Here is a 19,116-nt window from a genome sequence, read left to right on the forward strand (position 1 = left end):
CAAGGGACGGGCGCAACATCCGTCTTTAGAACCCGGTTTCAGTCACCCATGTGGCGATCATGCCGAGACTTTCAAGATAACAGCATCATGTCCGGTTGCCTCGACGAATTTGACCAGGTCCGCGGCAGCGATGGACGTCGTCGCTTCGTTGGTCAGCGGGTGGGCATTGACCACCGCATGGCCCATCAGCTCCTCGTCCAAAACGACCTTGACCCTTCGCTCGGTATCGTTGATCAGCCCGAACACCGTGACCGCGCCCGGGACGACGCCGAGAAGCTCCATCAGCATCTCCGGCCGGCCGAAAGACACGCGCCCCGCAGCGCCGATCAGATGGTGGATCTGCTTGAGATCGACCACCGCCTCCTCGTCGACGCTGACCAGGAAGAAATTGTCCTTCTTGTCCTTGAGGAACAGGTTCTTGGTGTGGCCGCCGGCAATCTCGCCGCGCAGCGCCTGCGAATCGGCAACCGTGAACAGCGGCGGATGCCGCCGCGTCGATACCTCGATCCCGAGTCCGGCAAGAAAGGCGAAAAGTTCGGCTTTGGTCTTCGGCATCGGTCTTTCTTCTGATGGCCCGCTTTCAACGGCTTGTTCGGCTAACGCCGTTTACGGCCAATGATGCGGCCAAGACAAGCCCGTCGCGCAACGCGGGGGCGATTGCCTTGCGACGTCTCGCAAGCATGGCTTGTCCGCATTGCCGGCGAAGCAAAAAGCCTGCGAATTCCCTGTTGCAATCGCCGCGCTCTTCAGCCATATAGGCGCGGCTTGCGGCCCAAAAGCCGCGCGAGCGGGTGTAGCTCAGGGGTAGAGCACAACCTTGCCAAGGTTGGGGTCGAGCGTTCGAATCGCTTCACCCGCTCCATTTCTCTCAAGGGAAATCAAGCATCGAAAAGCCGCGGTCCGCCGCGGCTTTTTCGTTTCAGGCGGTTGAGGTCGCGGCGATTTCAAGCCTGCTAAAATGGCCGACATAGCCCGATCACCTCGCCCCTGTGGGATCGTACGCCAGCTTTGGCTGCTTAGGCGAAGCGAGTCTGTCGCTTTGCCACCTTTGACCAGCAGGCGTCTCCTTGCGGGAAGTAAGCTCCTGGGATTTCAGACTTTTGCGCGTCGATCCCGGACCAAGGTCCGTCTTGCAGAATGCTGTGTTTGAACAAAGCTTGTTAGATAGCGGGCTTCCACTTTGGAAAGTCCTGACGTTTTTCATCTGGAACCCATCCTGGCGGGAGGGCGACTCGAAGGAGGAACTATGAAAACGCGCACCTGTCTATTCGCGACTGTAGCCGCTCTCACCCTTGTCGCGTCTCCGGTCCTCGCTGCTCCCGGCGGCAATGGCAATGGCAACGGCAATGGCGGCAGCAACGGTAACGGCGGAAACTCGGCCGGGGCCGGCTCGCAGGGACACGGAGCCGCCACCTCCGCCGCAGCCAAGGACAAGTCGACGACCGGAGTTGCTCATGCAATGGCGGTCGTTGCAACGACACCGGCCTCACCGCGGGCTACGCTGGCCTTGCAGGCAGCGCTGGATAGGAAGGCCGCGAAAGACGCGGCAGACACTGCCGACGACACTTCCGACGAAACCGAATAAGCTTTCGAAGCCGACAATTGTCGCGTTGAAAAGCCGCGGTTCGCCGCGGCTTTTTCGTTTCCCGTCCTGGCGTCGAACTCTCAAGGTGAACAGCGCTTCCAGAAAAAAGCTGCTCCACCGCGGCACTGAAGCTACGCTAAGGCCAAATGCCGCCGCGTCGGCATCGAATTCGATCGCACTGGAGGGAACCCATGACCGGCTTTGTCGACCGCGAGCGCGCAACAGACCTGATGCAGCGCGCCGGCATCGAGGCGCTGGTGCTTTGCGAGCCCGAGGCGTTCCAGTACGCCACCGGCGCCTGGATCGGCCCGGCCGGCCTGTTCCGCCGCGCCGGCGCCGGTTTCGTGGTCATCCCCAAGCGAAACGACCTGCCGATCGGCATCGTGGTGGCGGATTTCCAGGCTGCCCAGCTCCGGGCGGCGATGGCCGGCGCCGTGGTGCGCACGCATCCGATCTGGATCGAATCGGCGTCGTTTGAGCCGGCGACGGCCGACCGGCCCGTTGCGCAGCGCATCGAGGCCGGCCTGGTTGGCCGCGCGCCCGGTTTTTCCCGCCCGGCGACCTTCGAGCTTGCCCGCTCCGTCCGCGAGCTGAAGAGGATGCTTGCCGAATTCGGGCTGGAGCGTGCAACGCTCGGCATCGAGCTGGATTTTGTCCCGGCCAGCGATTTGTCCGCAATGCAGGCGATGTTGACGGGGACTGCCCTGGTCAACGGCTCGCAGATCCTCGACAGGCTGCGGGCAGTCAAATCGCAGAGCGAGATCGACCTCCTGCAGCAAGGCATCGTCCTGTCGGAAGCCGGCCTGTCGCGGCTGCAGCAGCATGCGGCGACCGGCATGCGTCAGTCGGAGCTGATCGCGCTCTACCGGCAAGGCGTCGCCGATGCAGCCGCCGGGTCATCGCAGCAAATCTCGACGGCGGAATACGTCACGCTGGGCGCTCGCCCCAAAAGGGCCGATGCGGTCGCCGCCGCCGGCGATCCGCTCAAGCCGACATGGTGTGCAGCGTGAACGGCTATGCCTCGGACATGTCGCGGAATTTCACCTTCGGGCCACCGTCGCCCGAACAGGCCGAATTGCATGCGATAGCCGAACGCGCCTTCGCCGACGGGCTTGCCGCGCTTATGCCCGGAAAGCCGTTCGCCGGCGTGCATCACGCCGCCAGCGAAAGCCTGGCGCGCCAGGGCCTGCATTCCTATCGCCGCGGCCATTTCGGCCACAGCGTCGGCCATTCCGTGTTTTCCGAGCAATGGCCGTTCATTTCGGCCGACAGCGATGTCGTGATCGAAGCCGGCATGGTGCTGGCATTCGAGATCCCGCTCTACATCGACGGTCTCGCCAGCTTCAATCTCGAGGACCAGTTCCTGATCACCGCCAACGGGCCGCTGCCAATGAACCGCCTGCCGAGAAGCCTGGCTACTTTCGGCTGAATCCAGCCGTCACCTGGCGCCCGCCACGCCCCTGCGGAAATCCGACGGCGACATGCCGGCAAGCTTGCGGAACGACTTGTTGAAGGCGCTGAGCGAACCGAAGCCCGATTCCATGGCGACGCGCAGCACATTGGCATCCTGATGCATCAGCAGCGCCTGCGCGTAGCTGAGGCGCAGCAAATTCACATATTCGTTGAGCGTCATGCCGGTCGATTTCTTGAAGATGCTCATGGCGTATTTGGGATGGATATCGGCCGCCGCGGCGATATCGACGCAATCGATCTCGTAGAGGAAATTCTCGGCGATGAAGTCGCACATGCGCCCGACATTGCGCAACGATTGCTGATCGAAGGGACTGCCTATCTCCTGTTCGACCAGGGTTTCGGGCACGAGCCGGTAAGGCTCGAAGCGCACCCGCTCCAGCCGCAGCAAAAGCTCGTTGACGGCATGCTCGGCCTTGACCGGGTCGCCGGAGCGGGCATAGCGGTTCCAGCGTTCGAAATTGTGGTCGTCCGACCGGTCGGTGGCGTCGGTCACCAGCGTCGCCCCCGTCATCAGCCTGTTGCGGACATCGACGGGCAAATGCAGCCGGAAGAAATGCACCAGCGGCAGATGCGCGCCGGCATAGATGGCATCGTCGGAGGCTTCGTCCATCTGGTGCGGCAGGCCGCCCCAGAACAGGCACATGTCGCCGGCAGAGAGCGAAAGCCCGTGTCCATCCATGCGGTAATGCACGGCGCCGCGCACGATGAAATTCACCTCGACCTGGGCATGCCAATGCGGCTTGAGCATCACCAGGGGCTGGGTGTGGAACATCTGCAGCAGCAGCGGCAGGCCCTCCACGCTGCTGGCGCCGGGCTGGTAAAACGGCCTTTCCGGCATCTTACTTTCCGCTCATTTCTTATTCCCTTTGTCGCGGACAAGGCGTTCCCGAGGCCTAGTCTAGCCACGCTCGCAAACAGAGAGCAACTGAAATGGGAGGATTTCAATGCGCATAAAATTGACCTGCGCCGCGCTCGCGCTTGCCTTGGGCTCCAGCCCGGCCTTTGCGCAGTCCGGTGAAATCACGATCTGGAGCTGGAATATCGCGGCTTCGTCGCTGAAGGCCACCATAGCGGGCTTCAACAAGCAGTATCCCGACATCAAGGTCACGGTCGAGGACCTCGGCAACCAGCCGACTTACGACAAATCGATCGCCGGCTGTGCCGCCGGCGGCGAGGGGCTGCCTGACATCGTTACGATCGAGAACGGGGAAGCGGAAAACTACTGGAGCCAGTTCCCGGATTGCTTCGTCGACCTGCACACGCTCGGCTACACCGCGGAAGACCAGGCAAAATTCCCCGACTTCAAGCGCACCGAGCTCGAGGTTGACGACAAGGCCTATGCGATGCCGTGGGATTCGGGCCCGGTGGCGATGTTCTACCGCCGTGATTTCTACGAGAAGGCCGGCGTCGACCCGTCCTCGATCAAGACCTGGGACGATTTCATCGCCGCCGCCAAGAAGATCCAGGCCGCCAATCCCGGCGTCACGATGACCAACGCCGATTTCAACGGCGATTCCGAATTCTTCCGCATGATCTCCAACGAGCAGGGCTGCGCCTATTTCTCGGCCGATGGTCAATCGATCACCGTCAACCAGCCCAAATGCGTCGATGCCATGACCAAGATCAAGGAGATGAAGGACGCCGGCATCATTTCCTCGGCCGACTGGAGCACCAAGATCACCAACAACACCGCCGGCAAGGTCGCCACGCAGATGTATGGCGGCTGGTATGAAGGCACCGTGCGCACCGAATCGCCCGATGGGGCAGGCAAATGGGGCGTCTATTTGATGCCGAGCCTGACCGCCGACGGTCCGCGCGCCGCCAATCTCGGCGGCTCCTCGCTCGCCATCACCTCGGTGTCGAAGAACAAGGAAGCCGCCTACGCCTATCTGAAATACACGCTTGCGACGAATGAGGGCCAGATCACCATGCTGAAAGGCTTCGGCCTGGTGCCATCGCTGATTTCGGCGCTCAACGACCCTTATGTCTCCGAAGGCCTGCCCTATTGGGGTGGCCAAGCGGTGTGGAAGGACATCCTCGGCACCTTGCCCAAGGTCGTACCCAGCCGCGGCACGCCGTTCCAGAGCGACGCCGAAATCATCATCCGCGCGGTGCAGACCAAATATCTGGCCGGCGGCTATCCCGACGCCAAGGCAGCGCTCGACGATGCCGCAAGCCAGATCGCCGCGGCGACCGGCCTGCCGGTCAAGTCGTGATCTGAACGAGGCGGCTCCGAGCGCACGGCTCCCCTTCTCCCCTTGTGGGAGAAGGTGTCGCCGAAGGCGACTGATGAGGGGCGCTCCAGCTTGGCGCCGGCGGCACTCCGGCCATCACCCCTCAACCGTCTCGGCGCTACGCGCCGATCCACCTTCTCCCACAAGGGGAGAAGGCAAGAGACTTGAAAAGCAGAAAGGAGGAAAACGATGCGCTACCCGAACGCCACGGCGTATCGCTTTCTCGCGCCTTATCTGCTGATCTTTTCGATCTTCTGGCTGTGGCCGATCATCGATTCCTTCCTGATCTCGTTCCAGGCGACGCGCACCGTGCCATGGCGTTTCGCGCCGACCTTCAACTGGGGCCGGCTGATCGGCGATCCGGCCTTCTTCAATGCCTTGAAGAACACATTGCTGATCCTTGTCATCCAGGTGCCGGTGATGATTTCGCTGGCGATTGTGATGGCGGTGCTTTTGAATTCGCCGCTGCTCAAGGCCCGTGGCCTGTTCCGCTTTGCCTTCTTCGCGCCGGTCGTGGTCGGCGAGGTCGCCTATTCGGCGGTTTTCCGGCTGATGTTCAATCTCGACTACGGCATCATCAACAAATTGCTGAACAGCATCGGCCTGCCCAGTGTCGACTGGTTTACCAACGTCACCCCGGCGATGGCGGTGATCATGATGGCGGTGACGTGGCGCTGGGCCGGCTACAACGCCATCATCCTGCTCGCCGGCCTGCAGTCGATTCCCGAGGATGTCTACGAGGCGGCGACCCTGGACCGGGTCAGCAAGGTCAAACAGTTCTTCTACATCACGCTGCCGCTGCTCAAGCCGATCATCGTGTTCTGCGCCGTGCTGTCGATCATCGGCACCATGCAGCTGTTCACCGAGCCCTTCCTGATCACCGAGCGCGGCGGGCCGGGCGGCGGCACCGAAACGCTCGGGCTGCTGCTTTACCGCCAGGGCTTCCGGTCGCTCAATTTCGGCTACGCTTCGGCCATCGCCTACACCATGGCCGGGCTGGCGATTGCCATTTCGCTGGTGCAGATATGGCTGACGAGGGAACCGAAATGACCTCGCGCTCCCCAATTGGCCATTCCCGGGTCAGCCGTTCCCAGGCCAGATTGGGCCGCAGCATCGCGCTGCATCTCTTCCTGACGCCGCTGGCGCTAGTCTGGCTGTTTCCGCTGTGGATGATGGTGGTTTTTTCGACGATGCCCGACAACGGCATCTTCAGCCCCGACATCGAGCTTTTGCCGCATGGCAATTTCCTCGACAATGTCAGCAATCTGCAGCGCGGCACCAATTTCATCGGCGCCATCGGCATCTCCGTCTCGGTGGCGGTGACCTATACCTTCCTGTCGGTGATGCTGACCTCGATGGCCGGCTGGGCGCTGGCGCGTTACAACTTCTTCGGCAAGGGCATGGTCGTCGCCATCATATTCGGCACCATCACGCTGCCCTATGCGGTCGTGCTGATCCCGCAATTCATCATGGTGGCGCGCGACTTCAAGCTCGCCAACACCTGGGTGGCGCTGATCGTACCGCCGCTGTTCAACTCGCTGGGCGTGCTGTTCATGCGGCAGAGTTTTTCGATGATGCCGCACGAGCTGTTCGACGCCGCCAAGGTCGAGGGCGTCAAGGAATGGCGGATATTCCTGTTCGTCGCCCTGCCTCTGGCACGGCCGATGCTGGCAGCGCTCGCCATCATCCTGTTCCTCGCCTCCTGGAACAACTATCTCTGGCCGCTGCTGATCAATTCCAAGCCGGGCGCAATGACCGCGCCGGTGGCGCTCGGCACACTGATCGGTCTCACCAAGGTGTCCTGGGGCGGCATCATGGCGGGCGCGGTGATGCTGACGGCGCCAATGCTCGTCGTGTTCGTGCTTCTGCAGCGCCATTTCGTCGCCGGCATCGCCGCCGGCGCCATCAAGTAAGGATCAGCATGGCGGCAGTCACACTCAAAAACGTCATCAAGCGCTTCGGCGTCTTCGAGATCGTCCACGGCGCCAACATCGACATCGACGACGGCGAATTCGTCGTCTTCGTCGGCCCTTCCGGCTGCGGCAAGTCCACGCTGCTCCGGATGATCGCCGGGCTCGAGGACATCAGCGACGGCGAGATCGCCATTGGCGGCAAGGTGGTGAACGACGTCGAGGCGGCCGATCGCGGCATCGCCATGGTGTTCCAGTCCTACGCGCTCTATCCGCATATGACGGTCGAGCAGAATCTAAGCTTCGGCCTGAGAATGACCGGCAACCCCAAGGCAGATACCGAGCGGCGGGTGAAGCGGGCTTCCGAGATCCTGCGCATTGCCGAGCTGATGAAGCGGCGGCCGCGGCAATTGTCGGGCGGCCAGCGCCAGCGCGTCGCCATCGGCCGCGCCATCGTGCGCGAGCCGCAAGTGTTCCTGTTCGACGAACCGCTCAGCAATCTCGATGCCGAGCTCCGGGTGCAGATGCGCGTCGAGATATCGCGCCTTCACAAGGAGCTTGGCGTTACCATGGTCTATGTGACGCACGACCAGACCGAGGCGATGACGCTGGCCGACAGGATCGTCGTGCTCAACGCCGGCAATATCGAGCAGATCGGCGCGCCGCTCGATCTCTACGACGACCCGGCCAACCGCTTCGTTGCCGGCTTCGTCGGCTCGCCGAAGATGAACTTTCTGGCGGCGAAAATGGTTGGCGCCGAAAACGGCGCTGCGGTCGTCGAACTGGTCAACCATCGCGGCGCGCGACTGCGCAAGCCGCTTTCGGATGCCTTGCCTGCGATAGGCGGCGATGTCGTGCTCGGCGTGCGGCCGGAGCATTTCTTCGACGCCGGCCAGGGCGATTGCGACCTTACCCTCAAGGCCGACGTCGCCGAGCACTTGGGATCGGTGAGCTATGTCTATGCCAATTCCGGGACCGGGGGCGGGCGCGAGGAACTGATCATCGAGCGCGAGGCCTCGCGGCATCGCGCGAATGGCGACGACCTGGTGGTGTCGATCAAGGCCGACCGCTCGCTTCTCTTCGACGCCACTGGCGCACGCATTCGCTAACCCATCTTTCTTTTGTCCGATCGCGATTGCTCGCGGCCACCCCACGGAGATTTGACATGACTTCCAAACCAGAAAAAGTTCGCTGGGGCATTCTCGGGCCCGGCAACATCGCCAAGGCTTTTGCCGGCGGCGTCGCCCATTCGCGCACCGGCACATTGGTCGCCTTAGGGGCGCGCAATCCGGGCAAGGCCGGGCTCACCGAGGCTTTCCCCGGCGCCCGCATTCTCGACGGCTACGAGGCTTTGCTTGGCGACCCGGATGTCGACGCGATCTATATTTCGACGCCGCATCCAAGTCATGCCGAATGGGCGATCAAGGCGGCCGAGGCCGGAAAGCATGTGCTTTGCGAAAAGCCGCTTGGCCTGACCGCCTTCGAGGCCGACGCCATGATCCATGCCGCGCGCAAGGCCGGCACCTTTCTCGGCGAAGCCTTCATGTACCGGCTGCATCCGCAGACGGCCAAGCTGGTCGAGCTGATCAGGGCCGGCGCGATCGGCGACATCAAGATGATCAAATCCAGCTTCGGCTTCGCCATGCCGGGCTTCATGCCGGAGCACCGGCTTTACGCCAAGGATCTCGCCGGCGGCGGCATTCTCGATGTCGGCGGCTATCCCGTCTCGATGGCGCGGCTGATTGCCGGCGCCGAGGCCGGAAAGCCCTTCGCCGAGCCGGACAAACTGGTGGGCACTGCGCATCTCGGCCAATCCGGCGTCGACGAATGGGCGTCGGCGCTGTTGCATTTTCCGGGCGGCATCGTCGCGGAAGTGTCCTGCAGCATCTCCCTCGCTCAAGACAATGTGTTGCGCATTCTTGGCAGCAAAGGCCGTATCGAGGTGGCGGATTTCTGGTATGCCGGCGGCCACCAAGGCGGCACCGGCGAAATTCGCATCATCCGTCCGGGTGATACCGAGGTGGTCGAGGTCAAGGAGGACGGCTGGCTTTACGCGTTCGAGGTCGACGCCGCCGGCGAGGCCATTCTCGGCGGGAAGCAGGAGTTCGCGTGGCCCGGCATGGGCTGGGCCGACAGTCTCGGCAATCTGCGCGTGCTCGACAAATGGCGAGCCGCAATCGGGCTCGAATACGACATCGAGAAACCGGCAAAGCGCGTCAACACGATCTCCGGACGGAAGATGCGCTCCGGCGGGACCGCCATTTCCAAGCGCAGCATTCCGGGCCTGCCGCGGCCCGCCTCGTGCCTGGCGCTCGGCTTCGAGGATTTTCGCACCTTTTCGTCGGGCGCCATCCTGCTCGACGCCTATTTCGAGGCCGGCGGCAATCTGTTCGACACCGCCTTCGTCTACGGTTCCGGCTATACCGAGACGCTGCTCGGCCAGTGGCTGAAGAACCGCGGCGTGCGCGAGCAATCGGTGGTCATCGGCAAGGGTGCGCACTCGCCGCTCTGCTATCCCGACGTCATCGGCAAGCAGCTCACCCAGTCGCTCGAGCGGCTGCAAACAGACCATATCGACGTCTATTTCATGCATCGCGACAATCCGGATGTGCCGGTCGACGAATTCGTCGATGCGATGGACCGCGAGGTCAAGGCCGGCCGCATTCGCGGTCCGTTCGGCGGCTCGAACTGGACGATGGAACGCATGGACGAGGCGATTGCCTATGCCGAGCGCACCGGCAAGCAGAAGCCCGGCGCGCTTTCCAACAATTTCTCATTGGCCGAGATGCTGGAGCCGATCTGGGCAGGCTGCGTCACCTCCTCCAGCGACGCGTGGAAGGCCTGGCTCACCGCCCGGCAGATGCCGAACTTCGCCTGGTCGAGCCAGGGCCGCGGCTTCTTCACCGACCGCGCCGGCCGCGACCGGCGCGACAACGAGGAGTTGGTCCGGGTCTGGTACTCGGACAAGAATTTCGGCCGTCGCGACCGTGCCATCGAGCTCGCCAAGCGGCTGGGCAAAAGCCCGATCCACGTCGCGCTCGCCTACGTCCTGGCGCAGCCCTTCCCGTCCGTCCCGCTGATCGGGCCGCGCTCCCTCGACGAATTGGAAGACAGCCTCCAGGCGCTCGACATCTCACTTTCGCCGGACGATCTTGCATGGCTGGATAGCGGTTCGGATCAGGCCCGCGCGCGGGCCTGACAGCAGCGGCAGTCGCTTCCTTACGCTGCGCCCTTAGCTTCCGGACTGTTTGCGCTGCCCTCACCCTCTCCCGCAAAGAACCGGGAAAGGCTAAGAATGAGGGCAGCGCCACCGTCTCTGGAAGTTAGGGAAGACAGATGCTCGACATCGCACCATCGAAACAGGCTACCAGCTGGCTCGGTTCCTTTGCCAGGGCGCTCGAAGCGGGCGACGTCGAGGCCGCAACCAGCCTGTTCGTCGAGGACTGCTACTGGCGCGATCTTTTGACCTTCACCTGGAACATCAAGACGATGGAAGGCCGCGCGGCAATCCGCGACATGCTTGAGGCGACGCTGGCAAACACGAGGCCTACTCAGTGGCAGCTCAGCGGCGAAGCGACTTCGGACGAAGGCACCATCGAGGCCTGGTTTTCTTTCGAGACGTCATCGGCATGGGGGCAAGGCATCATGCGCCTCAGGGACGGCAAATGCCGGACGCTGTTTACGGCAATGACCGATCTCAAGGGGTTTGAGGAGCGCAAGGGCCCGGCGCGACCACTGGGCGTCCGCCACAAGGCGGATCCGGAACGCGAAACCTGGCTGGAGGCGAGGCGCCGCGAGGCACGTGACCTCGGCGCCAGCCAGCAGCCCTACTGCCTGGTCATCGGCGGCGGCCAGGGCGGCATCATGCTGGGGGCGCGGCTCAGGCAATTGGGCGTGCCGGCCATCGTCATCGAGAAGAACGCCCAGGCCGGCGATTCCTGGCGCAATCGCTACCGCTCGCTCGTGCTGCACGACCCGGTCTGGTACGATCACCTGCCCTACATCCCGTTTCCCGAGAACTGGCCGGTGTTCACGCCCAAGGACAAGATGGGCGACTGGCTGGAGATGTATACGCGCGTCATGGAGCTCAACTACTGGACCTCCACGACATGCGTGAGCGCCTCCTACGACGAGACCGAAAAGGTCTGGACGGTCGAGCTCGACCGCGCCGGCGAGCGCATCTCACTGAACCCGAAGCACATCGTCTTTGCAACCGGTGCTTATGGCCCGCCCAGGAGCATCGACTTGCCGGGCGCCGAGGTCTTCCAGGGCGAGATCCTGCATTCCAGCCAGTATTCCAGCGGCGAGAAATTCCGCTGCAAAAAGGTCGCCGTCATCGGCGCGGCAAGTTCCGGCCATGACGTCAGCGTCGACCTCTGGGAGAGCGGCGCCGAGGTGACCATGGTCCAGCGCTCGCCGACGACGGTGGTCAAGTCGGACACGCTGATGGAGATCGGTTTCGAGATCTTTTCGGAAAAGGCGCTGGCCCGCGGCATCACCACTGAGAAGGCCGACATGATCGTCGCCTCGACGCCGTTCGCGCTACTGCCGCAAGGCCAGCGGGCGCTTTACGACATCATCAAGGCGCGAGACGCGGCCTTCTACGACCGCTTGCGCAGCGCCGGCTTCGCCATCGATTTCGGCGACGACGAGACCGGGCTCCTGATGAAGGCCTACCGCACCGGCTCGGGCTTCTACATCGACGTCGGCGCCTGCGATCTGATCATCGACGGCGAGATCGGCATCCGTAGCGGCGTCGGGATCAAGTCGCTGACGCCGACAGGCATCTTCTTCGACGACGGCACCGAACTGGCGGCCGACGCAATCATCGCCTGCACCGGCTATCTCTCGATGAACGAAACCGTGGCGGCGATCGTTTCGCGCGAAGTCGCCGACAAGGTCGGGCCGTGCTGGGGGATTGGCTCAGGCGTGGAAGGCGACCCGGGTCCGTGGCAAGGCGAATTGCGCAACATGTGGAAGACGACGGCGCAGCAAGCGCTGTGGTTCCACGGCGGCAATCTGGCGCTGTCCCGCTTCTATTCGAAGTACGTGGCGCTGCAGATCAAGGCGCGCATGGAAGGCGTTGCGACGCCGGTCTATGGAGCGCCGGGGCGAAGCTGTGATCTCCCCCCTTGAGGGGGAGATGGCCGGCAGGCCAGAGGGGGTCGCCGCGCGTCGAGCGCCAACCTCCATCCGTTGCAGGAAGGCGAGCCCGGTCGAACCGACCCCCTCTGTCGCCTTCGGCGACATCTCCCCCTCGAGGGGGGAGATCACCCACGCCCGAAATGCCGGCTCACAACATCGACATGCGTGTCGTGCGCATGCGCTTCGAAGCGCTCGGTTTCGCCGAGATCGTCCACCGCCTCGTTCGGCCACCAGCTGCCGCCGACCACGATGCCGTCCGAGACCAACCTTTGCTCGGCGACCAGCGTGGCGCCGACCGAATCGACAAAGGTGAAGCGGCCCGGACGCAGCCGCAGCACCGCGATGTCCCCGACCGCACCAACCGCAAGCCTGCCGAGATCGGGCCTGGCGATCGCCTCGGCCGGCCGCTGTGTTGCGGCGCGCAGCACTTCGACCAGCGGCATGGCGAGCGCCAGCAGCTTCGACATGCAGACCAGAATGTCGAAGGCGGGACCATCGACACAATAGAGATGCACGTCACTGCTGATCACGTCCGGCGCCAATCCTTCGCTCAGCATCGCTTTGGCCACTTCGAAATCGAACGAGCCCATGCCGTGGCCGATATCGAAGATGACGCCGCGCTCGCGCGCCAGCCGCATGTCCGGCCGCACCGCCCCCGAGGCGAAGACCGGCGCGTTGGGAAACGGCCGGAAGCAGTGGGTGAGGATGTCGCCCTTGCGCAGCCGCGGCAGCACTTCCGAGCGGCCGGGCGGCGGCTCGTCTATATGCGCCATCAGCGGCAGGCCGGCTTTGTCGGCGGCCTCGAGCGCGAGATCGACCGGCGCGATGCCGCTGGTGCCACCGGCGTGGCGACCCGAGCGAACCTTGACGCCGACAACCACGTCCGCGTGCTCGCGCGCCGCCGCCACCGTTTCCCGCGGTTCGCAGAGCCGGAGGTCGCTACACTCGCCGACCGCCACGGTCTGCGAGAAGCCGAAAATGCCGGCAAAGGAAATGTTCACATAGGCCAGGATGCGGACCTTCGAGCGCTCGATGACGTGGCGGCGAAAGCCGAGGAAATTGCCGGCGCCGGCACTTCCGGCATCGATGAAGGTGGTGGTGCCGCTCTTTGCGGCGAGCTGGTCGGCATCGACGCCGAGCGAGGTGCCGCCCCAATAGACATGGCTGTGCAGGTCGATCAGGCCCGGCGCGACGATGGAGCCCGTGGCGTCGATGACGCGCGCGGCACGTTCGAAGGGGATTTCGGCGTCGATCGCGGCGATACGGCCGTCGGCAATCGCCAGATCGCGTTGCGCGTCGAGGCCGGACGCCGGATCGATGAGGCGGCCGCCTTTTATCAGCAGATCGAATTGCATCGCGCCTGTCTCCGCTTGCCCGTCAGGCCGGCCTGTAGGCAACGGCCTCGACCTCGATCTTGATGTCGATCATCAGCCGCGACTCCACTGTCGTGCGCGCCGGCGGGTCTTTCGGGAAATGCCTGGCATAGACGGTGTTGAAAATGCCGAAATCGCGCGCGTCCTCCAGCCAGACCGTCGTCTTGACCACGTCGTCGAGGGTACAGCCGGCCAGCGCCAGTGCCCCCTTGACGTTCGACAGCACCTGCTCGGTCTGTTCGGCGATGCCGCCCTTGACCACCAGCCCGTCGCTGCCGACCGGTACCTGGCCTGAGACATAGACGAAATCGCCGGCCCTGACCGCCGGAGACAACGGCACATGGGATTTTCCAAAACACTGCTTGGGCAAGAAGGCCTCCTGTCTAGGTTCTTTGGATGAACGCGCGATGCTGCGAGAGATAGGGGGCGGTTGCACGCCATCGATCCACATTTTGAAAGCCTATATCGCTTTGCTGCGGTAACGCCAGAACGATCACCGCCCTTGGTGATCCTTCGCGCCCCCCTCTGTCCCGCCAGCGTCTGGACCCGCGACACCAGCCGGCTCAGCGGTCGATCCGCGTCGACAGGATGATCGACGACGACGTGCGCTCGACCCCGTCCATGGCGCCGATCTGGTCGAGAAGCGTGTCGAGATCCCTGATCGACGGCGCCTCGACGATGACGATCATGTCGAAATTGCCGCTGACCGAGTGCAGCCTGCGAACCGGCGCCAGCGCCTGCAGGCTGCGCACCACCTTGTCGGCAAGCTTGGGGGTGACGGTGAGCAGGACATGCGCCCTGACCAGCCCCTGTTCGTAATCCGGCGAAAGCCTGACGCCGTAGCCGGCGATGATGCCGCGCTGTTCCAGCCGCTCGATCCGGCTTTGCACCGTCGTTCGTGAGACGCCGAGCCGCCGCGCCAGTTCGGCGGTCGAGGCGCGCGCATTGATGCGCAGCAGGGAAAGCAGCGCCTGGTCGGCATCGCTGAGCATTTCGACGAACCTTGTCGGCATATTGTGTAAAGAGAGACTGCGTTTAGTACAATCCTACGCTTCCTTTCGACAGGCAAGCTGCGATTCTAACCGTGAATTTAGCATTGGTGCGAGGGACCGGTCATGAAGGAAATCATTGTCGTCGGCGCCGGCAAGATCGGCTCGACCATTGCCGAGATGCTGGCTTCCACGGGCAACTACCATGTCACGCTCGTCGACCGCTCGGCGGCGCAGCTTGGCGCGGCCGAACTGCCTGAAACGGTCGAGACGCTGGAACTCGACATCGAGGCCGCCGGCACCCTCGAAGCGGCCTTGGCCGGCAAGTTCGCCGTGCTCAGCGCCGCGCCCTTCCATCTGACGACGCGCATCGCCGAGGCGGCGGCCAGCGCCGGGGTGCACTATCTCGATCTGACCGAGGACGTCGTCAGCACCAGGCGGGTCAAGGAGCTGGCGCGTTCCGGCAGCAGCGCCTTCATCCCGCAATGCGGGCTGGCGCCGGGCTTCATCTCGATCGTCGCCAACGATCTCGCCAGCCGCTTCGACACGCTGGAAAGCGTGCGCATGCGGGTCGGCGCTCTGCCGCAATACCCGTCGAATGCGCTGAACTACAACCTGACCTGGAGCACCGACGGCGTCATCAACGAATATTGCGAGCCTTGCGAGGCGATCGTCGAAGGCGAGCTGGTCGAAGTGCCGCCGCTCGAGGAGCGCGAGGAGTTCTCGCTCGACGGCGTCACCTACGAGGCGTTCAACACCTCGGGCGGGCTGGGCACGCTGGCCGAAACGCTGAAAGGCAAGGTGCGGACGCTGAACTACCGCACCATCCGCTATCCCGGCCATGCCGCGATCATGAAGGCGCTGCTCAACGATCTCGGCCTGCGCCACCGCCGCGACGTGCTGAAGGACATTTTCGAAAGCGCCCTGCCGGCGACGCTGCAGGACGTGGTCATCGTCTTCGTCACCGTCAGCGGCCGCAAGAACGGCCGTCTGCTGCAGGAAACCTACGCCAACAAGATCTACGCCAGGCGTGTCGGCGAAACGGTGCGCAGCGCCATCCAAATCACCACGGCGTCCGCCATCTGCGCCGTGCTCGACATGCTCGCCGACGGCACCTTGCCGGCAAAGGGCTTCATCAAGCAGGAGGACATCGCGCTCGACGCGTTTCTAGCCAACCGATTCGGCCGCGCCTATGCGCAGCACGAGATGGTTAGCCGGCTTGCGGGGTGAGCTGCGTAATCTCCCCTTGAGGGGGAGATGTCGCCGAAGGCGACAGAGGGGGTCGCCTCGCGTAAAGCGCTAACCTCCATCTGTCGCAAGGGACGTCGCATCCAGTCGAACCGACCCCCTCTGGCCTGCCGGCCATCTCCCCCTCAAGGGGGGAGATCACCTGCCCTCAGACGTGCACCGCCCGCCCCAGCGCCTTCAGCGCCGCCTCCTGAAAACCCTCGCCCTGTGTCGGATGGGCATGGATGGTGCCCGCAATGTCCTCCAGCGTCGCGCCCATCTCCAGCGCCAGCCCAAACGCCGTCGACAGTTCCGACACGCCCTGGCCGACCGCCTGGATGCCGAGCACCAGATGGTTGTCGGCGCGGGCAACGACCCGGACGAATCCGTCCTCGCCCAACTTCGTCATCGCCCGGCCATTGGCGGTGAAGGGAAACAGTCCGACCTTGATCTCGCCACTGGTCTTGGCCTCCTCCGGCGACAGGCCTGCGGTGACCAGCTCCGGATCGGTGAAGCAGACAGCCGGGATCGCTCGTCTGTCCCAGCTGCGCTTGTGGCCGGCGACGATCTCGGCGACCATTTCACCCTGCGCCATCGCCCGGTGCGCCAGCATCGGCTCGCCGGTGACGTCGCCAATGGCAAAGATGCCACGCATCGAGCTGCGGCACTGGTCATCGATGCGGATGAAGGGTCCGGCCATGTCGAGGTCGATCTGCTCCAACCCCCAGCCTTCGGTCACCGGCTTCCGACCGACCGTGACCAGGACCTTGTCGGCAGCAATCTTGCCGTTCTTGCCGCCATTCGTCTCGACCAGCAGCGCGTCGCGCTTAGTGGACAGCCCCTTGGCCTTGGCGTTCACGAGCACCTCGATGCCGAGTTCGGCCAGCCGCTTCACCACCGGCCGGGTCAGTTCCGCATCGTATTGCGCCAGCACGCGCGGCAACGCCTCGACCACGGTCACCTTGGCGCCCAGCTTGGCAAAGGCGATGCCGAGTTCCAGCCCGATATAGCCGCCGCCGACCACCGCCAGCCTCTCCGGAACTTCGCTCAGCGCCAGCGCCTCGGTCGACGAAATCACCGGCCCACCGAATGGCAGCGATGGCAGTTCGACCGGCGCCGAGCCGGTCGCGATCACCACCGTTTCGGCGCGGATCACCTGCATGCCGATCTCGGTCTCGACGGCAACGGTCTTGCCGTCGCGAAATGTCGTCCAGCCATGCACCGTCTTCACGCCCGCTTTCTTCAGCAGACCGGCGACACCGTTGTTCAGCCGGCTAACGATGCCATCTTTCCAGGCAATGGTCGCGGCGAGATCAAGCGATGGTGCTGCGACCGTTATGCCGAGTGGACTTTTGCCGCCGGCCATGTGCGAGAGCTTCTCGAACTCTTCGGCCGCATGGATCAGCGCCTTGGACGGGATGCAGCCGACATTGAGGCAAGTGCCGCCGGGCTTGGCGGCCTCGACAATCACCGTGTCGATGCCAAGTTGCCCGGCGCGGATGGCGCAGACATAGCCGCCGGGACCGGCGCCGATGACGAGCAGCTTGCAGGAGATTTCCTTCATCATGTCGCTCTAGCTCCTCGGCAAGCTGGAGGGACAGCACCCCCCTCTGCCCTGCCGGGCATCTCCCCCGCAAGGGGGGAGATCAGCAGCTTCGACGCCCCGCTTACTCCTGCGACATTGGAGATTGGCGAAGGCCGGGAAGGCAGCCAATCTCCCCCCTTGCGGGGGAGATGCCCGGTAGGGCAGAGGGGGGTGGGAAGGATCGCTACTGTTCTCATTCTGCGCTGCTGCCCATTACCTCAATCCACAAAAATCAGCGCCGGCGTCTCCAGCAACGCCTTGATCCGCTGGATGAACACCGCCGCGTCCCAGCCGTCGACGACGCGGTGGTCGAAGCTGGAGGACAGGTTCATCATCTTGCGCGGGATGAACTGGGTGCCATCCCATACCGGCCGCACCATCATCTTGTTGACGCCGACGATCGCCACTTCCGGGTGGTTGATCACGGGTGTCGTCGCCACGCCGCCCATGGCGCCGAGCGAGGTGATGGTGATGGTCGAGCCCGAGAGCTCGTCGCGCGTCGCCGTTCCGGACTTTGCCGCTTCGGCCAGCCTGACAACCTCGGCTGCGCAATCCCAGATGTCGCGCGCCTCGGCGTGCTTGACCACCGGCACCATCAGCCCCGAAGCCGTCTGCGCGGCGATGCCGATATGGACGCCGCCATGCTGGTGGACGATGCCGGCTTCGTCGTCGAACAGCGCGTTGACATTGGGCTGGTCGGCGATTGCCTTGACCATCGCCCGCATCAGGAACGGCAGCAGCGTCAGCTTCGGCCTGTCCCCGCCCGGCCGCTTCTCCTTGTTGAGCGCGGCGCGCAAATCCTCGAGCGCGGTGACGTCGATCTCCTCGACATAGGTGATGTGCGGGATGCGCGACTTGGCCAGCGTCATCTTTTCGGCGATCTTTCGCCTGAGCCCGACTATCTTGATGTCCTCGACCGCCTCGTTGCGGGCGAGGCCAAGGGCCTTCGCGAGCTGCGGTCCGCGTGCCAGGAACGCGTCGATGTCCTCGTGCTGGATACGGCCGGCCGGGCCGGTTCCCGGGACGTGCCGAAGGTCGATGCCGGCCTCTTTCGCCCTGAGGCGGACGGCCGGCGAGGCCAGTGGCTTTTCGCCCTCTGGGCGCGCCGCTCCGGACGTCGCAGTACCCCCACCCCTAACCCCTCCCCACAAGGGGGAGGGGGATTCTGTCCGCGCCACACCTGCGTTCCCGTTTCTTGGAGCAAGCTCAGGCGAGAGCGAGGGGCGCGGGGCATCGGCTTTGGCGGCCGTGACGCGTCCCCCTCCCCCTTGTGGGGTGGGGTCAGGGGTGGGGGTACGCTTGGCGCCCGCCTCAACGTCCCGTGGCGGCTTGACGTTACCCTCGCCCGCCACCTTCAACCTGACAATCGGTGAGCCGATCGCCACCGTGTCGCCGATCTCGGCGCCCAACCAGACGATTTCGCCATCGACGGGCGAAGGAATCTCGACCGTCGCCTTGTCGGTCATGACAGCGGCAAGCACGGCATCCTCGCGCACGAGATCGCCGACCTTGACCTGCCATTCGACGAGCTCGGCCTCGGCGACGCCTTCGCCGACATCGGGCAGCTTGATGACATATTCGCCCATCGTCTTCCC

17 protein-coding genes and 1 tRNA gene are annotated in these 19,116 nt (G+C 64.0%); 11 read left to right on the top strand and 7 right to left on the bottom strand.

Annotated elements, in window-relative coordinates; genetic code table 11:
• Positions 1-57: 57 nt before the first annotated feature.
• Complete coding sequence (locus NKH13_RS16575; protein ID WP_352913075.1) at positions 58-555, bottom strand: prolyl-tRNA synthetase associated domain-containing protein; 498 nt, start codon at positions 553-555, stop codon at positions 58-60.
• A 232-nt stretch (positions 556-787) separates the two neighbouring features.
• On the opposite strand from NKH13_RS16575, the gene NKH13_RS16580 reads away from it, so the two are divergent.
• The 4 genes from NKH13_RS16580 to NKH13_RS16595 all read left to right on the top strand — a co-directional run bounded on the left by NKH13_RS16580 (position 788) and on the right by NKH13_RS16595 (position 3,014).
• A tRNA-Gly gene (locus tag NKH13_RS16580) sits at positions 788-862 on the top strand.
• 384 nt (positions 863-1,246) lie between these two features.
• The gene (locus NKH13_RS16585; RefSeq protein WP_292665306.1) at positions 1,247-1,585 is read left to right on the top strand and encodes a hypothetical protein; all 339 of its coding nucleotides are present in this window, start codon (positions 1,247-1,249) and stop codon (positions 1,583-1,585) included.
• Positions 1,586-1,776: 191 nt separating this feature from the next.
• Complete coding sequence (locus NKH13_RS16590) at positions 1,777-2,595, top strand: aminopeptidase P family N-terminal domain-containing protein (protein WP_352913076.1); 819 nt, start codon at positions 1,777-1,779, stop codon at positions 2,593-2,595.
• On the top strand, positions 2,508-3,014 hold the full coding sequence (locus NKH13_RS16595) for a M24 family metallopeptidase (RefSeq protein WP_352913184.1): 507 nt from the start codon (positions 2,508-2,510) through the stop codon (positions 3,012-3,014). Before NKH13_RS16590 ends, NKH13_RS16595 begins: the two co-directional genes overlap by 88 nt.
• A gap of 9 nt (positions 3,015-3,023) precedes the next feature.
• Here NKH13_RS16595 and NKH13_RS16600 read toward each other — a convergent pair whose 3' ends face one another.
• The gene (locus NKH13_RS16600) at positions 3,024-3,896 is read right to left on the bottom strand and encodes a helix-turn-helix domain-containing protein (protein ID WP_352913077.1); all 873 of its coding nucleotides are present in this window, start codon (positions 3,894-3,896) and stop codon (positions 3,024-3,026) included.
• A gap of 106 nt (positions 3,897-4,002) precedes the next feature.
• Here NKH13_RS16600 and NKH13_RS16605 point away from each other — a divergent pair, with 106 nt between their 5' ends.
• The 6 genes from NKH13_RS16605 (at position 4,003) to NKH13_RS16630 (ending at position 12,338) form a co-directional block, all read left to right on the top strand.
• Positions 4,003-5,274 (top strand): extracellular solute-binding protein, encoded by a 1,272-nt coding sequence (locus tag NKH13_RS16605; RefSeq protein ID WP_023675947.1) that lies wholly within the window; start codon positions 4,003-4,005, stop codon positions 5,272-5,274.
• A gap of 207 nt (positions 5,275-5,481) precedes the next feature.
• Positions 5,482-6,342: a carbohydrate ABC transporter permease gene (locus NKH13_RS16610; protein WP_352913078.1), complete on the top strand. Its 861-nt coding sequence runs from the start codon at positions 5,482-5,484 to the stop codon at positions 6,340-6,342.
• The gene (locus NKH13_RS16615; RefSeq protein ID WP_352913079.1) at positions 6,339-7,205 is read left to right on the top strand and encodes a carbohydrate ABC transporter permease; all 867 of its coding nucleotides are present in this window, start codon (positions 6,339-6,341) and stop codon (positions 7,203-7,205) included. Before NKH13_RS16610 ends, NKH13_RS16615 begins: the two co-directional genes overlap by 4 nt.
• 8 nt (positions 7,206-7,213) lie before the next feature.
• Positions 7,214-8,311 (top strand): ABC transporter ATP-binding protein, encoded by a 1,098-nt coding sequence (locus NKH13_RS16620; protein WP_352913081.1) that lies wholly within the window; start codon positions 7,214-7,216, stop codon positions 8,309-8,311.
• A gap of 56 nt (positions 8,312-8,367) precedes the next feature.
• The gene (locus NKH13_RS16625) at positions 8,368-10,401 is read left to right on the top strand and encodes an aldo/keto reductase (RefSeq protein WP_352913082.1); all 2,034 of its coding nucleotides are present in this window, start codon (positions 8,368-8,370) and stop codon (positions 10,399-10,401) included.
• A 137-nt stretch (positions 10,402-10,538) separates the two neighbouring features.
• Positions 10,539-12,338, top strand: coding sequence for an NAD(P)-binding domain-containing protein (locus tag NKH13_RS16630; RefSeq protein ID WP_352913083.1), 1,800 nt, complete (start codon positions 10,539-10,541; stop codon positions 12,336-12,338).
• 134 nt (positions 12,339-12,472) lie between these two features.
• On the opposite strand, the gene NKH13_RS16635 is transcribed toward NKH13_RS16630, so the two are convergent.
• The 3 genes from NKH13_RS16635 to NKH13_RS16645 form a co-directional block, all read right to left on the bottom strand.
• Positions 12,473-13,702: an amidohydrolase/deacetylase family metallohydrolase gene (locus tag NKH13_RS16635; RefSeq protein WP_352913084.1), complete on the bottom strand. Its 1,230-nt coding sequence runs from the start codon at positions 13,700-13,702 to the stop codon at positions 12,473-12,475.
• 22 nt (positions 13,703-13,724) lie between these two features.
• Positions 13,725-14,090 (bottom strand): RidA family protein, encoded by a 366-nt coding sequence (locus tag NKH13_RS16640; protein WP_352466543.1) that lies wholly within the window; start codon positions 14,088-14,090, stop codon positions 13,725-13,727.
• A 193-nt stretch (positions 14,091-14,283) separates the two neighbouring features.
• A complete protein-coding gene (locus NKH13_RS16645) occupies positions 14,284-14,712 on the bottom strand; it encodes an Lrp/AsnC family transcriptional regulator (protein WP_352913086.1) in 429 nt (142 codons plus the stop codon).
• A 123-nt stretch (positions 14,713-14,835) separates the two neighbouring features.
• Here NKH13_RS16645 and NKH13_RS16650 point away from each other — a divergent pair, with 123 nt between their 5' ends.
• Positions 14,836-15,939 (top strand): saccharopine dehydrogenase family protein, encoded by a 1,104-nt coding sequence (locus NKH13_RS16650; protein ID WP_352913088.1) that lies wholly within the window; start codon positions 14,836-14,838, stop codon positions 15,937-15,939.
• 166 nt (positions 15,940-16,105) lie between these two features.
• On the opposite strand, the gene lpdA is transcribed toward NKH13_RS16650, so the two are convergent.
• Positions 16,106-17,500: a dihydrolipoyl dehydrogenase gene (lpdA, locus tag NKH13_RS16655; protein ID WP_352913186.1), complete on the bottom strand. Its 1,395-nt coding sequence runs from the start codon at positions 17,498-17,500 to the stop codon at positions 16,106-16,108.
• Positions 17,501-17,739: 239 nt separating this feature from the next.
• A complete protein-coding gene (locus tag NKH13_RS16660) occupies positions 17,740-19,107 on the bottom strand; it encodes a dihydrolipoamide acetyltransferase family protein (protein ID WP_352913089.1) in 1,368 nt (455 codons plus the stop codon).
• Positions 19,108-19,116: the final 9 nt, after the last annotated feature.

The sequence above is a fragment of the Mesorhizobium sp. M1348 genome (assembly GCF_040317925.1).
Classification (GTDB): domain Bacteria; phylum Pseudomonadota; class Alphaproteobacteria; order Rhizobiales; family Rhizobiaceae; genus Mesorhizobium.

Coding starts and splice junctions, on each gene's coding strand:
- NKH13_RS16660 (WP_352913089.1), bottom strand. CDS start 19,107: ATGGGCGAATATGTCATCAAGCTGCCCGATGTCGGCGAAGGCGTCGCC.
- NKH13_RS16605 (WP_023675947.1), top strand. CDS start 4,003: ATGCGCATAAAATTGACCTGCGCCGCGCTCGCGCTTGCCTTGGGCTCC.
- NKH13_RS16625 (WP_352913082.1), top strand. CDS start 8,368: ATGACTTCCAAACCAGAAAAAGTTCGCTGGGGCATTCTCGGGCCCGGC.
- NKH13_RS16590 (WP_352913076.1), top strand. CDS start 1,777: ATGACCGGCTTTGTCGACCGCGAGCGCGCAACAGACCTGATGCAGCGC.
- NKH13_RS16575 (WP_352913075.1), bottom strand. CDS start 555: ATGCCGAAGACCAAAGCCGAACTTTTCGCCTTTCTTGCCGGACTCGGG.
- lpdA (WP_352913186.1), bottom strand. CDS start 17,500: ATGAAGGAAATCTCCTGCAAGCTGCTCGTCATCGGCGCCGGTCCCGGC.
- NKH13_RS16645 (WP_352913086.1), bottom strand. CDS start 14,712: ATGCTCAGCGATGCCGACCAGGCGCTGCTTTCCCTGCTGCGCATCAAT.
- NKH13_RS16620 (WP_352913081.1), top strand. CDS start 7,214: ATGGCGGCAGTCACACTCAAAAACGTCATCAAGCGCTTCGGCGTCTTC.
- NKH13_RS16600 (WP_352913077.1), bottom strand. CDS start 3,896: ATGCCGGAAAGGCCGTTTTACCAGCCCGGCGCCAGCAGCGTGGAGGGC.
- NKH13_RS16610 (WP_352913078.1), top strand. CDS start 5,482: ATGCGCTACCCGAACGCCACGGCGTATCGCTTTCTCGCGCCTTATCTG.
- NKH13_RS16630 (WP_352913083.1), top strand. CDS start 10,539: ATGCTCGACATCGCACCATCGAAACAGGCTACCAGCTGGCTCGGTTCC.
- NKH13_RS16635 (WP_352913084.1), bottom strand. CDS start 13,702: ATGCAATTCGATCTGCTGATAAAAGGCGGCCGCCTCATCGATCCGGCG.
- NKH13_RS16585 (WP_292665306.1), top strand. CDS start 1,247: ATGAAAACGCGCACCTGTCTATTCGCGACTGTAGCCGCTCTCACCCTT.
- NKH13_RS16615 (WP_352913079.1), top strand. CDS start 6,339: ATGACCTCGCGCTCCCCAATTGGCCATTCCCGGGTCAGCCGTTCCCAG.
- NKH13_RS16650 (WP_352913088.1), top strand. CDS start 14,836: ATGAAGGAAATCATTGTCGTCGGCGCCGGCAAGATCGGCTCGACCATT.